This window comes from Marinobacter santoriniensis NKSG1, from assembly GCF_000347775.1.
GTDB lineage: Bacteria > Pseudomonadota > Gammaproteobacteria > Pseudomonadales > Oleiphilaceae > Marinobacter > Marinobacter santoriniensis.
The window spans coordinates 1-15,731 of record NZ_APAT01000030.1; the positions used below are offsets into that span (position 1 = coordinate 1).

The 15,731-nt window shown below is 58.0% G+C and carries 10 protein-coding genes; 9 read left to right on the forward strand and 1 reads right to left on the reverse strand.

Annotated elements, in window-relative coordinates; genetic code table 11:
• Nucleotides 1-36: 36 nt before the first annotated feature.
• Nucleotides 37-2,496, reverse strand: a complete 2,460-nt coding sequence (locus MSNKSG1_RS18200) for a penicillin-binding protein 1A (RefSeq protein ID WP_040887092.1) — start codon at nt 2,494-2,496, stop codon at nt 37-39.
• Nucleotides 2,497-2,692: 196 nt separating this feature from the next.
• On the opposite strand from MSNKSG1_RS18200, the gene MSNKSG1_RS18205 reads away from it, so the two are divergent.
• The 9 genes from MSNKSG1_RS18205 to gltB all read left to right on the forward strand — a co-directional run bounded on the left by MSNKSG1_RS18205 (nt 2,693) and on the right by gltB (nt 15,672).
• Nucleotides 2,693-3,757 (forward strand): pilus assembly protein PilM, encoded by a 1,065-nt coding sequence (locus MSNKSG1_RS18205; protein WP_008940767.1) that lies wholly within the window; start codon nt 2,693-2,695, stop codon nt 3,755-3,757.
• Complete coding sequence (locus tag MSNKSG1_RS18210) at nt 3,757-4,320, forward strand: PilN domain-containing protein (protein WP_008940768.1); 564 nt, start codon at nt 3,757-3,759, stop codon at nt 4,318-4,320. Before MSNKSG1_RS18205 ends, MSNKSG1_RS18210 begins: the two co-directional genes overlap by 1 nt.
• Nucleotides 4,320-4,931 carry a type IV pilus inner membrane component PilO gene (pilO, locus tag MSNKSG1_RS18215; RefSeq protein WP_008940769.1) on the forward strand — a complete coding sequence of 204 codons (612 nt, stop codon included), beginning with the start codon at nt 4,320-4,322 and terminating at the stop codon, nt 4,929-4,931. The genes MSNKSG1_RS18210 and pilO overlap by 1 nt, the downstream gene beginning before the upstream one ends.
• Before the next feature lie 2 nt (nt 4,932-4,933).
• Complete coding sequence (locus MSNKSG1_RS18220; protein ID WP_008940770.1) at nt 4,934-5,482, forward strand: pilus assembly protein PilP; 549 nt, start codon at nt 4,934-4,936, stop codon at nt 5,480-5,482.
• Nucleotides 5,483-5,547: 65 nt separating this feature from the next.
• Complete coding sequence (gene pilQ / locus MSNKSG1_RS18225; protein WP_201764975.1) at nt 5,548-7,620, forward strand: type IV pilus secretin PilQ; 2,073 nt, start codon at nt 5,548-5,550, stop codon at nt 7,618-7,620.
• Nucleotides 7,621-7,707: 87 nt separating this feature from the next.
• Entirely contained in the window at nt 7,708-8,274 is a 567-nt protein-coding gene (gene aroK / locus MSNKSG1_RS18230) for a shikimate kinase AroK (protein WP_040887094.1), read from the forward strand.
• A 4-nt stretch (nt 8,275-8,278) separates the two neighbouring features.
• The gene (gene aroB, locus MSNKSG1_RS18235) at nt 8,279-9,361 is read left to right on the forward strand and encodes a 3-dehydroquinate synthase (protein WP_201764976.1); all 1,083 of its coding nucleotides are present in this window, start codon (nt 8,279-8,281) and stop codon (nt 9,359-9,361) included.
• Between the two features lie 26 nt (nt 9,362-9,387).
• A complete protein-coding gene (locus tag MSNKSG1_RS18240) occupies nt 9,388-11,013 on the forward strand; it encodes an SPOR domain-containing protein (RefSeq protein WP_008940774.1) in 1,626 nt (541 codons plus the stop codon).
• A 210-nt stretch (nt 11,014-11,223) separates the two neighbouring features.
• Nucleotides 11,224-15,672 (forward strand): glutamate synthase large subunit, encoded by a 4,449-nt coding sequence (gltB, locus tag MSNKSG1_RS18245; protein ID WP_008940775.1) that lies wholly within the window; start codon nt 11,224-11,226, stop codon nt 15,670-15,672.
• Nucleotides 15,673-15,731 lie beyond the last annotated feature (59 nt).

Here is a 15,731-nt window from a genome sequence, read left to right on the forward strand (position 1 = left end):
TCGCGGTTTTTTTGTGTCTGATTCTCTGGATCGCTATCAGAAAATCTGTCTGGAAAGCCCGCTGTCTTCCTGTTCCTCGTTCTTCTGGCCCTCTTTCTCGGGCGCAAGCGGGGCGGGGGCATCCTCTTCCTTGAAGACTTCGAAGACACCGTCTTCTCCGGGGCGCGCACGCTGGCCGGTCTCCGGGTTGATTCGGATGTTTACGATGCCATTGGGTCGCGGCATGTTGGACAGGGGCGTGTCCTTAAGGGCAACCCGCATGTAGTCAATCCAGATCGGCAGGGCGGTGCTCGCACCGTACTCGCCACGGCCCAGTGGCGCAGGCTGATCGAACCCGACCCAGACGGTGGTCGCAATCTGATGGTTGAATCCTGAGAACCAGGTATCGCGCTGATCGTTGGTTGTTCCGGTTTTCCCGGCGATGTCCGGGCGATCCAGTTTGAGGGCCCGGCGCCCTGTTCCCTTGCGTATGACATCCTTCATCATCGAGTGGAGGATATACACCGAGCGCTTTTCCACCAGGCGATGCATGATGCGCGGCTCCGGTTGGGTCGCATCTTTCTCCGTGGTCTCGTCCGGCTTTGAGGTGCCGGATTTCGCCTGTTGTGCTTCACATTGCTCGTCGCACAGGATGGTCTCTGGCGCCTGGTACACGACATCACCGTTAACGTCCTGGATTGTCTTGATCAGGTACGGCTGGACGTCATAGCCGCCATTGGCGATGACCGCCATCCCCCGGGCGACTTCCATGGGCGAAAGCAGGCCGCTGCCCAGTGCCAGTGACAGGTCGTCCGGCATTTTGTCGGTCGGGATCTTCATCTGCTTGAGGAAATCCAGGGCATTCTGGATGCCCAGATCCCGGAGCAGGCGGATGGATACGATATTTCTCGACGTGTAGAGCGCTTCCCGCAAACGCGTCGGGCCGTAGAACTGGCCTGACGAGTTCTGCGGGCGCCATGACGTTTCCAGCTTGGAGTCATCAAAAACGATCGGTGCGTCGTTGTAGATCGTGGCCGGGGTCTTGCCGTTGTTGAGCGCCATCAGGTAGAGAAATGGCTTGAAATTGGAGCCGGGTTGGCGGGCTGCCTGAATGGCCCGGTTGTATTTGCTCTGGTTAAAGCTGTAGCCGCCACTGAGGGCCTCTATGGCTCCGGTTTCGGCCTTGAGTGAAATCAGGGCGCCCTCGACCTGCGGCACCTGACTTAGGGCAACTCTTGTTGGCTGGTCGGCTGCGGACGGTTGGTCGGCCAGTTTTTTCACGTAGACCACGTCACCGACACTCAGAACATCCGACGGTGCCTTCGGCGCTGCGCCTTTCAGGTCCTCGGTCTTGTAACGTCTGGCCCAGGTCATCGTCTCGAAGGGCATTACCACACTGCCAAGTCCCCGTGCGAACAGGGTTACCTGACCGGTTTCGTCGTTCACGGCGGTGGTAATTGCCGGGCGAAGTGCCTCGACGGTCGGGTAGTTTTTGATCAGCGAGTCCGTACCCCGGCTGTCCAGTGTTGCCTTGTCCAGATGACCGATCGGTCCACGGAAACCGTGTCGCCGGTCATAAGCCTCAAGGCCGTCCCGCAGGGATTCAGTCGCTGCCTGCTGCTTCTGGCTGTTTACGGTGAGGGTGACGGTATAGCCGTCGCTGTACGCGCCGTCACCAAAGCGCCGGACTATATCCGCGCGTGCCATTTCTGCAACGTAATCGGCATCCACTTCCGGCTCGATACTGTGATAGCTGGCGGTAAGGGGCGCTTTGACAGCCAGGTCGTATGCGTCGTCAGTGATGTACCCAAGGTCCCGCATTCGGCCCAGTATCCAGTTACGACGGCTCATGGCGCGCTCGGGATCCGCAAGCGGGTTGTAGGCTGAGGGTGCCTTGGGCAGTCCGGCCAGCATGGCCATCTGCGCCAGCGACAGTTCATTGACCGGCTTGTCGTAATAGACGCTCGCTGCGGCGGCAAGCCCGTAGGCCCGGTTGCCCAGATAGATCTTGTTCAGGTAGAGCTCAAGGATCTTGTTTTTGTCGAGTTCACGTTCGATCTGAAGAGCGAGCAGTATCTCGTTGAACTTGCGGATGAAGGTTCTGTCGCGTGACAAAAAGTAATTTTTTGCAACCTGCATCGTGATGGTACTGCCCCCCGACTGGATTTCTCCGGTGGAGACCAGTTGCACGGCAGCCCGCGCCAGGCCTTTGATGTCGATCCCGAAGTGCTCGTAAAAACGGGAGTCTTCAGCTGCCATGAAGGCTTGTAACTGAATTGTAGGGATCTGTTCGATTGTGATTGGGGTCCTTCTCTTTTCACCGAATTCTGCTATTAATCTGTTGTCTTCGCTAAACACCCTGAGGGGCGTCTGTAGCTTGACGTCCAGCAGCTGTTGTACGGGCGGAAGGCCCGGGCGAAGATAAAGGTAAAATCCTGAGACTGTGATAACAGCGACACTCAGTCCGGTAAGAAAGAACCAGGCGAAAAGGCGAGATGTGCGCAACAAATGAGACATTTTTTTCTGACAACTGTTGGATATAGGTCTATCATTTGAGAAATTGCTTTAGGAAGAATGAGGCACTCGTCTGTTAAGCAATGCTTCTCGGTAAAACAAGAAATGGCATTGTAGACGGAAAGACAAAGAAATTCTCTTACATAAAAAACACTAAGTTATTTAACCGGGTGCATGTAACCAGGTATAGGGTGAGCGCGTGTTCGGATTGTTTGGAAAGAAATCCAGTGCAGTGTTGGGCGTGGATGTCAGCTCAAGCTCCGTCAAGCTTCTGGAACTGTCGAAACAGGGCAGCCGGTACAAGGTCGAGAGCTATGCGGTAGAGCCATTGCCAGCCAACGCTGTGGTCGAGAAAAATATCACGGATGTCGAAGCGGTCGGGGAAGTCCTCAAGCGCGTCGCGTCCAAATCACGTACCAGCGTCAAGCAGGTCGCCGTGGCGGTGTCCGGTTCCGCGGTCATCACCAAGTTGATCCAGATGGATAGCGGTCTCAATGAGTTCGAGATGGAAGACCAGATCGCTCTTGAGGCTGATCAGTACATTCCATACCCCCTGGACGAGGTCGCCATTGACTTCGAGGTTCAGGGCCCTTCCGAGTCGAACCCGGATCAGGTGGATGTGTTGCTTGCCGCCTGCCGGAAAGAGAACGTCGATATCCGGGAAGATGCACTCGAGATTGCCGGGCTGACGACAAAGATCGTCGATGTCGAGGCCTATGCGCTTGAGCGGGCCTATTCGCTCATCGAGCCGCAACTCGAGTCCCAGGGTGAGGAATTGGTCGTTGCCATCGTGGATATCGGGGCGACGATGACCACCCTGAGTGTTCTGGCTGACGGCAAAACCGTTTATACCAGGGAGCAGATCTTCGGCGGTAAACAGCTTACCGAGGAAATTCAGCGCCGTTACGGGCTCTCCCTGGAAGAAGCAGGGCTTGCGAAGAAGCAGGGCGGTCTGCCGGACGATTATGAAACCGAAGTGTTGATGCCGTTCCGGGAAGCCGTGGTCCAGCAAGTGGCCCGGGCCCTCCAGTTCTTCTTTGGCGCGAGCCAGTACAACGCGGTTGATTACGTCGTCCTTGCGGGCGGAACCGCTTCAATCCAGGGTCTGACGGAAATGGTGGAGGAGAAGACCGGCACACCCACGCTGGTTGCGAACCCATTTGCGGACATGTCGGTAGGATCCAGGGTCAATGCTTCGGCGCTGGGTAACGATGCCCCCTCACTGATGATTGCATGTGGCCTGGCGATGAGGAGCTTCGACTGATGGCAAAGATTAACCTCAGACCCTGGCGCGAAGAACTTCGCGCGGAGAAGCAAAAGCAATTTGTAGTGATGATGCTTGGAGCCATGATCATCGCCGCCGGCCTTGTATTCCTGTGGAAGACCGATATGGATAGCCGGATTGCCTACCAGCAGTCCCGGAATGCCTATATAGAAACAGCCGCAAAGAAACTGGATGCCCAGATCAAGGAGATCGAGAATCTCAAGCGCAAGCGCGACGAGCTTCTGGCCCGGATGAAGGTGATCCAGGATCTGCAGGGCAAGCGTCCGGTCATCGTGCGGATATTCGACGAGCTGGTGCGGACTCTGCCGGACGGTCTTTATTACACGGACCTCAAGAAAACCGGGGATACCCTTCAGATTGTCGGCATGGCGGAATCCAACAACCGGATTTCCACATTGATGCGGTCGTTTGAAGAGTCCGATTGGTTCGCTGACCCCAATCTCTCCAACGTGGCGGCTGCGGATAGCCGCCGTGCGGGGTACAGCCAGTTCAATCTGACGGTTAAACAGAAAACCCCCGAGCCCGAAGGGGAGGATAAGTAATGAGCCTCGCGGACTCTCTCAAAAGCCTGAATGAATTCGATATAAACGATCTGGATGTCAATAACGCTGGCATCTGGCCCGCTCCGATCAAGGCTATCGTGGTGCTGATCGTGTTCGGTCTGATCCTGGGTGGTGGTTATTGGTTCTTCATCAAGGATCAGTACACACAGCTGGATCGGGTGACCAAGCAGGAGCAGGAAAAGCGTAAGGAATACGAAAAGAAGGCCTATCAGGTGGCCAATCTGGACGTGTTCAAGGCGCAGATGGCCGAGATGGAAGAGACCTTCGGTGCGCTCGTCCGGCAGCTCCCCAGTGAAACTGAGGTGCCCGGCCTGCTCGAAGATATCACCAATACGGCCCTCGGCAGTGGACTGTCCCTGAAGCAGATCAAGCTCCAGCAGGAGCAGCGTCGTGACTTCTATGCCGAACTGCCCATCAATATCGAGGTGTCGGGTTCCTATCACGAACTGGCGTCGTTCGTGAGCAGTGTGGCCAGTCTTCCACGGATCGTGACACTGCACGATTTCACCATCAAACCAACCAGCGGAGACGGAGACCAGCTTGATATGCAGGTTGTCGCTCGTACCTACCGCTACCGGGCTGGAGAGTGAGCATGGCGGGATATCATGCAGGTAAGGCCTGGCTGGGAGTATGTCTGGTATCACTGTTGACAGCGTGTTCCCAGGGCGGTGGTTTTTCGGATCTGGACAAGTTCATGGCGGAGGCCCGGGCGAAGCCGAGGGGGCATGTCGAACCCTTGCCGGAGTTCAAGGCCTATGAAGCCTTCAGTTATTCGGCTGCGGACCGAAGGTCTCCGTTCGAGCCGCCCATCGATGTTCAGCTCACCATGGTGGAGCAGCAGCCCGTCAGTGAGGTTGAGCCGGACCTGGATAGGCCTCGTGAAGTACTGGAGAATTTCGATATCAAGGCGCTCAGTATGGTCGGAACCCTGCAAGGGCCCTCCGGCGATCTGTATGCACTGGTGAAAGACAGTACAGGCGGTATTCACCGGGTTAAAACCGGCAATTACATGGGGCAGAACTACGGCCGCATTGTCGGAGTCAGTGAAACGCGAATCGAGTTGATTGAAATCGTTCCCAATGGCCGGGGCGGCTGGGTCGAGCGTCCTCGTTCCCTGACATTGAATGAGGGACAGGGCTAAGGAGCGGCATAATGAAGATTGAAAGAAACATGCACGAACAAAAAGTTTTAGGGTCGAGGCTAGCGATGTTCAGAAAACTCACAGTGTACGTCGGCGTGATTGCTTTTGGGTTGTTCTCCGGCCTGGCCAACGCGGTCACGCTGGACGACGTGTCGTTTTCCTCGCTACCGGGGGATCGGCTGGAGGTCAAACTCCAATTTGACGGGCAGCCCCCCGAGCCAACGGGCTATACGATCGAGCGTCCCGCCCGCATTGCGGTGGATCTGCGCGACACCAAGAACGGTCTGGACAGCCGCAGTATCCCTCTGGGTGGTGGTAATGCCCAGAGTATGACGGTTGTCGAGACGCCTGACCGGACGCGCCTGATTTTCAATCTGGTGGATCTGGTGCCTTACTCGACGGTCCGGAACGGAAATGCGCTGGTAATGACCATCGGCGGTGACGGTGAGCCTGCGAATACTGCCGCAATGTCCAGTTCCTCTTCCGGAAGTGCCGCCTCTACCACGACAACTGCGCCGAATACGCTGGCAGGTGTCGATTTCCGTCGCGGCAAGAATGGCGAGGGCAAAGTCATTGTCGATCTTGGCTCCAGCAGCACGCCGGTCGACCTGTCCGAACTGGGTGGCAAGATCCGACTGACCATGCCGGAGCTTTCGGTGCCCGAAAACCTCCGTCGTCGACTTGATGTCACTGACTTTGCGACACCGGTGAGCCGGATCGATACCTACGTTTCCGACGGCAATGCGGTGGTTGAAATCCGTCCTGAGGGTAACTACGACTACATCGCCTACCAGTCGGGCAGTCAGTTCACCGTCAGCGTCGAGAAGCTGACTGAACAGGAAGCCCAGGCCCGTAAGGAAGAGAAATTCCCGTACACCGGTGAGAAGTTGTCGCTCAACTTCCAGGACATCGAAGTGCGGTCGGTGCTGCAGCTGATTGCCGACTTTACCGGCCTGAATCTTGTCGCCAGTGACACGGTCACCGGTAGCATTACCCTGCGACTGCAAAACGTGCCCTGGGATCAGGCGCTGGATCTCATCCTGAAGACCAAGGGGCTCGACAAGCGCCAGATCGGTAACGTATTGCTGGTCGCCCCCGCTGACGAGATTGCAGCCCGGGAGAAGCTGGAACTTGAAACCAACAAGCAGATTGCAGAGTTGGCACCGGTTCGGCTGGATATCATCCAGGTTAACTACGCCAAGGCCTCTGACATCGTTGATCTGATCAAGGCCGACAAGGAACTGATCTCTGATCGGGGCTTCGTGTCCTCCGATGCGCGTACCAACACCATCAGTGTCCGTGAAACCTCTGCCAAGCTGGAAGAAATCCGCAGACTGGTGTCCACCTGGGACGTTCCCGTTCGCCAGGTCTCGATTGAGGCGCGCATTGTGCGGGCGCAGACGAACGTGGCTGAGAACCTGGGTATTCGCTGGGGTGGTGCAGCCTACAACGTCAGTGGCAATCATACCTTTACCGTTGGTGGCTCTCAGGGAACCCTGCAAGAAGCACGTGACGCCGCCGGTAACAACAATACGACTCCGATTACCTTCCCGGGGGCTCTGGCGGTTGACCTCGGTGTCACCGGTGAGGGGACTTCCTCGCTGGCCATCGGATGGGGCAGCGATGACTTCCTCGTTGATCTCGAGCTGTCAGCCCTTGAGAGTGACGGTCAGGCCGAGATCGTGTCTCAGCCTCGCGTTGTGACGGCGGATCGCCAGACCGCATCGATCAAGTCCGGTGAGGAGATTCCGTACCAGGAGGCGTCGTCCTCAGGCGCGACCTCGGTGTCCTTCAAGGAAGCGGTGCTGTCTCTGGAAGTGACTCCGCAGATCACACCTGATGACAAGATCATCATGGATCTGGTGGTGAATCAGGATTCCCGGGGTGAAGTAACCGCCGGCATCCCGTCGATCAACACGAACCAGGTCACCACACAGGTGCTCGTTGGTAACGGCGAAACCGTGGTTCTGGGCGGTATCTTCCAGTCCCAGGTCTCTACCCAGACCACCAAGACGCCGTTCCTTGGGGATATTCCATACCTGGGAGCCCTGTTCAAGCGGACCGAGAATGTTGATGAGCGCAGTGAGCTGCTGATCTTCATTACGCCGAAAATCATAAAGAACGATCTGATCCAGTAATCATCAGGAGTAACCAAAGCCGCCGCGTAAAACCGGCGGCTTTTTTTGTGCTATTCTCACCCGCCTGAAAGCTTTTGAGCGTGTCTTATGTCTTTGCCCAAGCGAATCGTTCTGGTGGGCCCCATGGGGGCGGGAAAGAGTACTATCGGTCGAATGCTGGCCCGTGAACTGGGCTATCGCTTCCTCGACACCGACCGGATTATTGAAGAGCGCTGCGGGGCCAATATTCCCTGGATTTTCGATGTCGAGGGTGAGGACGGGTTCCGGCAGCGAGAGACAGCAATGCTGACTGAGCTGGCCTCGGAGCCCAAGACGGTTCTGGCCACGGGAGGCGGCGCGGTAATGCGCTCGGAAAACCACCCTTTGCTAAAGCAGGATTCGGTGGTTGTCTACCTGAAAACCTCAATAGAGCAACAGGTTGAGAGGACCAGGAAGGACCGTAATCGTCCGCTGCTGCAGAACGATGACCCGGAGGCGATCCTTCGGAATCTGTTTGCCATTCGCGACCCCATCTATCGCGAACTGGCCGATATCGTGATGCATACGGACCGCAAAAGTCCCCGTCTTGTCGTTCGGCAACTGGTTAACCGGATTAATCCAAGAACTCCACGCCATCGCCGCCAGGTTCGTAAGGAGGGGCGCCATCATGTCTGAGATTCTGCATCGGCTATCGGTCGATCTGGGTGAACGGAGTTACCCCATTCTGATCGGGGCGGGTCTGCTGGGTTCCGTCGATCTGTCGCCCTGGGTGGAGGGTTCTCAGGTTATGATCGTGACCAACGAGACGGTCGCGCCGCTTTATCTGAAGGGCGCGGAGGCCAGCTTTCCGGGCAAATCGGTCAGTTCGGTTATCCTGCCCGATGGCGAAAAATACAAAGACTGGCAGACTCTGAACCGGGTTTTTGATGCGCTACTCGAGGAGCGTCATAGCCGCAAGACCACCCTGGTCGCTTTGGGCGGAGGGGTTGTTGGTGATATGACAGGCTTTGCCGCAGCGTGCTACCAGCGGGGCGTTTCCTTTATACAGATTCCGACGACCCTGCTTTCCCAGGTCGATTCTTCCGTGGGGGGTAAGACCGGAATCAATCACCCACTGGGCAAGAACATGATCGGTGCGTTTCATCAGCCGAGCGTGGTTCTTATCGACACGGATACCCTCAAGACCTTGCCGCCAAGGGAGGTCTCTGCCGGCCTCGCGGAAATCATTAAATACGGTCTGATCCGGGAGCCCGTATTTCTCAACTGGCTTGAAGCCAATATGGACCGGTTAACCCGGCTGGACACCGATGCGGTGGCTGAAGCGGTCTATCGTTCCTGCGCCTGCAAAGCGGATGTGGTGGCCCAGGACGAGAAAGAGGGTGGGCTGAGGGCGATTCTCAACCTTGGTCATACCTTCGGGCATGCCATCGAAACCTTCGCCGGGTATGGTCACTGGCTGCACGGAGAGGCGGTTGGCACTGGCATGATAATGGCTGCCGATCTGTCGGTCAGAGAGGGAATGATCTCTCAGTCTGATTACCAGCGTGTGGTTCGGATCGTTCAGTCAGCCGTTCTGCCGCAGTTGCCGCCGGGGAATATGACCCCGGATGATTTCATGTCTCTGATGGCGGTCGACAAAAAGAACGTGGATGGCCAGCTGCGTCTTGTCCTGCTTCGGTCGGTCGGTGAGGCCGAGGTGACCGCCGACGCCTCTAAAGAGCACCTGGCAGCAACCCTTTCGGCATTTTGTGGTCAGCAATAGTCTGGACTGGAGGCCTGGAAGCGACGATGGTCGATGGACTGAACAGTGTTGAGGATGGCGGATTGTTTCCACGGTTGCAGCACCGCTATGGCCTCAGGGCCGATCCGCTGGATATGGATACGCCGTTTTTCCCGGATGCTTCCCGGCAGCACTCGCTTGAGACGCTGAGGCACCTCTGTGGCTTTGGTGACATGGCGCTCGTACTGACGGGAGCAGTCGGGTCCGGGAAAACCCGTCTGCTTGGCGAACTCATCCGTAGTGAGGCCGCCCGGCTGGATTTTCATCGGCTTCCGACGGCGGCGCTCACCAGTCCGCAGGCGCTGGCCCGTGATCTGCGGGCCGTGGCCCGTTCAGCAATTGCCCCGGACGATGGCCCGAGAGAGGCTGTCTTCAAATTTTTCCGGTGGTCCCAGGCAAAGGTTCGTAAAGGCCAGCGGATGGTGCTGCTGATTGACGACGCCGACAAGGTGCCGCCTGAAGTCTCCAGGTTGATATTGTCGGGCTTTCTCGCGTCCGAGCGGGCAATGGCTGCGGTCCCTGTTTTCTCCGGCACCGAGGCATTGCTGCCGCTTCTGGACGTGGATGAGGACACGCTTTCGGTGCATCACCTCCATCTTCGCCCTCTGGAAAAATCGGACATCTATGCCTATCTCGAACCACGAATCCAACGCGCCGGCGGCAGAGTTTCCGAACTGCTCAGTAACTCGAAGCTGGAGCGATTGCATTCGCTGAGCCAGGGAAGTTTCGGAAGGCTGAAGCGGATAACGCCCGGCGTCTGGCTGGACATGGTCGCGGATAAATCCGGGTCCCGAAGGCGCGCGGGTTTATCCTGGCGTCAATTTGCCTGGCCGGCTCTGGCCCTGATTATTCTTGCGGGTTCCTGGTGGTTGGTGTCGCTGCAGTACGATCATTCCGTTGCCGATCAGTCTGCACCCAAGACAAAGGCTGAGCCGGTGCGGAAAAGTGTAACGGTCGGTCCCGATACGGAGTTGGCGCCAGAGCCCGAGCCTGAAAGGGAAGCTGTTGAGCCGGCTCCTGCGCCGGTTCCCGTGAACGATGATGCTGTTGCAGAGTCTTCAGCATCGGTGCCCCCAGCGAATGACCCTGAACCCGCAGTCGACACCGAACCGTCCGCGGTGGTGTCCGAATCGAGTGCTTCCGCAAATGCGGAACCGCAAAGCGGGGCAGCAGGGGCAGGCGAGTCCGCGCCGACAGAAGCGGCGGATGTCCAGAAGAAATCGTCGTCGGAAGAGACGGTAGATGCGGTGACTGACAGTGATGTTGCCGCTGTTTCCGCTCAGGTTTCCGAGCCGGATGAGGCCAAGCCCGCGCCTGGACCTGAACCCTCAGAGCCGGCCTTTAAGCCCGCCCTGCCGGCACGTTTTGTCGATCTGGATCGGCTTCGTGATCGTACGGGATGGACGGTGCAGTTGATTGCGGGCCACCTGGAATCGACGGCGCTGAATCTGATTCGCCAATACCCCGAACTGGACGGTTTGGCTTACACGCGGTCGAAGCTGAAAGATAAGCCCTGGTTTATGGTAGTATACGGTGATTTTGTGAGTAGCGATGCTGCTCACGAGGCTGTCCAGTCGCTGCCAGAGGCACTCCGGAAGCAATCGCCCTGGGTTCGTCGCAGCGCAGATCTCTGACCACCATCGTTACGCCGGCGGCCCGTCAGGCCTGTCGGCAGCCTGGCCCTCAACGGTGGCAGACCCTAACAATAATTCAACTCTGATTTGAGTACGTATTTCTACGTGTGTAAAATGGCCAGCCCCCATTTTCAGTGTCAGAGGGCGCCCTTTAGGCTGCTTTTTTGCTAACCCTCTGATTGAAAAGCATTTCTACGCGAGAGAACGCTTATGATGACAGGTTTGTATCATCCCGAAGAATTCAGGGACAACTGCGGATTTGGTCTGATCGCCCACATGAAGGGCGAGGCCAGCCACAAGTTGTTGCAAACTGCCATCGAGTCCCTGACCTGCATGACCCACCGAGGTGGTATCGCTGCAGACGGCAAGACCGGCGATGGCTGTGGCCTTTTGATTCAGAGCCCGGATGCGTTCCTGAAAAAGGCGGCCAAGACGGCCTTTGGCCGTGAACCTGGCGATCTGTTCGCTGTCGGTCAGGTTTTCCTGAACCCGGACGAAAGCAAGGCCGCGGCCGGACGCGCCGCCGTCGAAAAGCGTCTGACAGAGCAAGGCCTGGAAATCATGGGCTGGCGCGAAGTCCCGGTTGACGACAGCTGCCTGGGGCCCATGGCCCTGGAGTGCCTGCCGCGGATTGAACAGGTTTTCGTGGTGCCGGCGGGCAAGTCGGAGAAGGAGTTCGGAATCAGCCTGTTCGTTGGCCGTCGGCATGCCGAACGCGACATGGCGGAAGATTCGGAGTTCTATATTTGCAGCCTTTCGCATCGGACCCTTGCCTACAAGGGCCTGATGATGCCGGCGGATCTGGCCAACTTCTACAAGGACCTGGGCGATCCGGATCTCCAGACGGCCATTTGTGTGTTCCATCAGCGGTTCTCCACCAACACCATGCCGAAATGGCCGCTGGCGCAACCCTTCCGTTACCTCGCCCATAACGGCGAGATCAATACCATTGATGGCAACCGGAACTGGGCCATCGCCCGTGCGGCGAAGTTCAGCTCGCCGGACCTGCCGGATCTTCAGACACTGCAGCCACTGGTAAACCTGACGGGTTCCGATTCTTCCAGCATGGACAACATGCTGGAGGTCCTTCTCGCCGGTGGGGTGGATCTGTTCCGTGCGGTCCGCATGATGATTCCGCCGGCCTGGCAGAACGTCGATACCATGGATTCCGAGCTCCGCGCCTTCTACGAGTACAATTCCATGCACATGGAGCCCTGGGATGGGCCGGCAGGCCTGGTCATGTCGGACGGTCGTTATGCCGTCTGTATGCTGGACCGGAACGGTCTGCGCCCCGCCCGGTGGGTGATCACGAAGGATGACTTCATCACTCTGGCGTCCGAGATCGGCACCTACGGCTATCAGCCTGACGACGTTGTCGCCAAGGGCCGTGTCGGGCCGGGACAAATCCTCGCGATTGACACGGAATCCGGCGAAGTCCTGCATACCAGCGATGTGGATCAGCGTCTCAAGACGGCGCAGCCCTACAAGCGGTGGCTGAGAGAAAACGCCCTGCGTGTGGAAACCACGCTGAATCAGGACACGCCCGAATTCAAATTGATGTCCGCTGATGAGCTCCTCGTGCATCAGAAGATGTTCAATGTGTCGTTTGAAGAGCGGGACCAGGTGCTGCGTCCGCTGGCGGAGAATGGCCAGGAGGCGGTCGGCTCCATGGGAGATGACACCCCCATGGCCGTATTGTCCAGCAAAGTACGGCACGTGGCTGAATACTTCCGCCAGAAGTTTGCTCAGGTAACCAACCCGCCGATCGACCCTCTCAGGGAGTCGATCGTCATGTCGTTGGAAACCTGCATTGGCGCAGAGCGCAACGTATTCGAGGAGAGTGCAGAGCACGCGGACCGGATCATTCTGACCACGCCCGTGCTGTCGCCGGCGAAGTTCCTCAAGATCTCCAACAACACCCGTCCGGGCTTTGAGGTTGCTCGAATCTCCATGAGCTATCGCCCGGAGCAGGGGCTTGAGCAGGCCATTCGCGATGTCTGTGACCGGGCCGAGCAGGCCGTACGGGACGGCAAGGTCATCCTGATTCTTACCGACAAGGATCTCAATGAGGGAGAACTGCCGGTCAACGCACTGATGGCAACCGGCGCGGTTCACCATCACCTGGTCAAGCAGGGGCTGCGGTGCGATTCTAACCTGGTGGTCGAGACGGGATGGGCGAGGGACCCGCATCACTTTGCCGTACTGTTCGGCTTTGGCGCGACCGCCGTTTATCCTTACCTGGCCTATCAGGTCCTGAATGATCTGATCCGCACCGGTGAGGTCCTGATTGATCCGATTGATGCCAAGAACAATTACCGGAAGGGTATCAATAAGGGGTTGTTGAAGATCCTGTCCAAGATGGGTATCTCCACCATCACCTCTTATCGAGGCGCTCAGCTGTTTGAGGCGATTGGTCTGGCGGACGACGTGGTTGACCTCTGCTTCAAGGGTGTTCCGAGCCGCATCCAGGGCGCCGGTTTCATCGACTTCCAGGAAGACCAGGAAAAGCTGGCGAGCGTTGCGTGGAAAGCGCGCAAGCCGATTTCCCAGGGTGGTCTGTTGAAGTATGTCCACGGCCAGGAATACCACGCTTTCAATCCGGACGTCGTTGGTAAACTCCAGGAAGCCGTGACCAGTGGTGATTACGGTCATTACAAGGAGTATGCCGGGCTGGTGAACGAGCGCCCGGTGGCGACGCTTCGTGACCTTCTGACCTTCCGTAAGGACCTGAAGTCGATTGATGTGTCGGAAGTTGAACCGGTGGAGAACATTTTTCCGCGTTTCGATTCCGCAGCCATGTCCCTGGGCGCACTTTCTCCGGAGGCCCACGAAGCCCTGGCGGTTGCCATGAACACCCTCGGCGGTCGCTCCAACTCGGGTGAAGGCGGTGAGGATCCGGCGCGCTACGGCACCGAGAAGCGCTCCAAGATCAAGCAGGTGGCCTCCGGACGCTTCGGCGTGACGGCGGAATATCTGCGCAGTGCCGATGTCATGCAGATCAAGGTTGCCCAGGGCGCCAAGCCGGGCGAGGGTGGCCAGCTGCCGGGTGGCAAGGTCAATGAGCTGATCGCGCGTCTGCGGTATTCCGTGCCGGGCGTGACGCTGATTTCCCCGCCCCCGCATCACGACATCTATTCCATCGAGGATCTGGCGCAACTGATCTTTGACCTCAAACAGGTCAACCCGAAGGCGCTGGTGTCGGTCAAGCTGGTGTCTGAGCCGGGTGTGGGTACGATTGCCGCCGGCGTTGCCAAGGCCTATGCCGATCTGATTACCGTGTCCGGCTACGATGGCGGTACCGCGGCCAGTCCGCTGACGTCGATCCGTTACGCCGGCTCCCCCTGGGAGCTGGGGCTGACCGAGACCCAGCAGGCGCTGCGGGCGAACGACCTCCGTGGGAAAATCCGGCTGCAGACGGACGGCGGGATCAAGACCGGCCTCGACGTGGTCAAGGGTGCCATTCTCGGCGCGGAAAGTTTCGGGTTCGGTACCACACCCATGGTGGCGCTGGGGTGCAAATACCTGCGTATCTGCCACCTGAACAACTGTGCGACCGGCGTGGCAACCCAGAACGACCACCTGCGGGAAGAGCATTTCAAGGGTACCGTTGAAATGGCCATGAACTTCTTCCGCTTCGTGGCGGAAGAAACCCGTGAATGGATGGCGAAGCTGGGTGTGCGTAGCCTGGAAGAACTGGTCGGTCGTGTAGACCTGCTGGAGCGTCTGCCCGGTGATACGGAGCGCCAGAAGAAGCTGGATCTGACGCGCCTTCTGGAGAACGACAGTATTCCGGCGGACAAGCCCCAGACCTGTCAGGTGGAGCGTAACCATCCGTTCGACCGCGGCACCCTGGCGGAGCAAATGGTCAAGGACATTGCCTCGGCCATCGACAACAAGTCTGGCGGTGCCTGGTCTTACCGGGTGACCAACTGTGACCGTTCCATCGGTGCGAGACTGTCGGGTGAAATCGCCGAGAAGCACGGCAACCAGGGTATGGTCGATGCGCCTATCACCCTGGATCTGACAGGAACGGCCGGCCAGAGCTTCGGGGTCTGGAACGTCGGTGGTCTGAACCTGATCCTTGAGGGTGACGCCAACGATTACGTGGGCAAGGGGATGACCGGTGGCAAGCTGGTGATCAAGCCGCCACGTGGTAGCGAGTTCAAGACCCAGGAAACCTCGATCATGGGCAACACGTGCCTGTACGGTGCCACTGGCGGCAAGCTGTTTGCCGCGGGAACCGCTGGCGAGCGTTTTGCCGTCCGCAACTCCGGCGCGTCCGCCGTCGTGGAAGGTGCCGGTGATCACTGCTGTGAATACATGACCGGGGGTCTGGTTACGGTTCTGGGCAATACCGGACACAACTTCGGCGCCGGTATGACCGGTGGTTTTGCCTACGTGCTGGACCAACACAACACGTTCGTGGACAAGTACAACCACGAACTGGTGGAAATTCAGCGTATCTCCAGCGAGGACATGGAGTCTTACCGCAACCACCTGCGCGGCGTGATCCGTGAGCATATCGCGGAAACCGGTAGTGAGTGGGCAGAGCACATTCTTGAGAATTTCGACGACTACATCGGCCGTTTCTGGCTGGTGAAACCCAAGGCGGCCAGCTTGCGCAGTCTGCTGGCCAGCACCCGCGCACGCCCGGAATAAGCGTCGGGCCGGAATGGGTTAGGGAAGCAGAGTCCGAACAGCTCGCTTCCCTGTGTCGA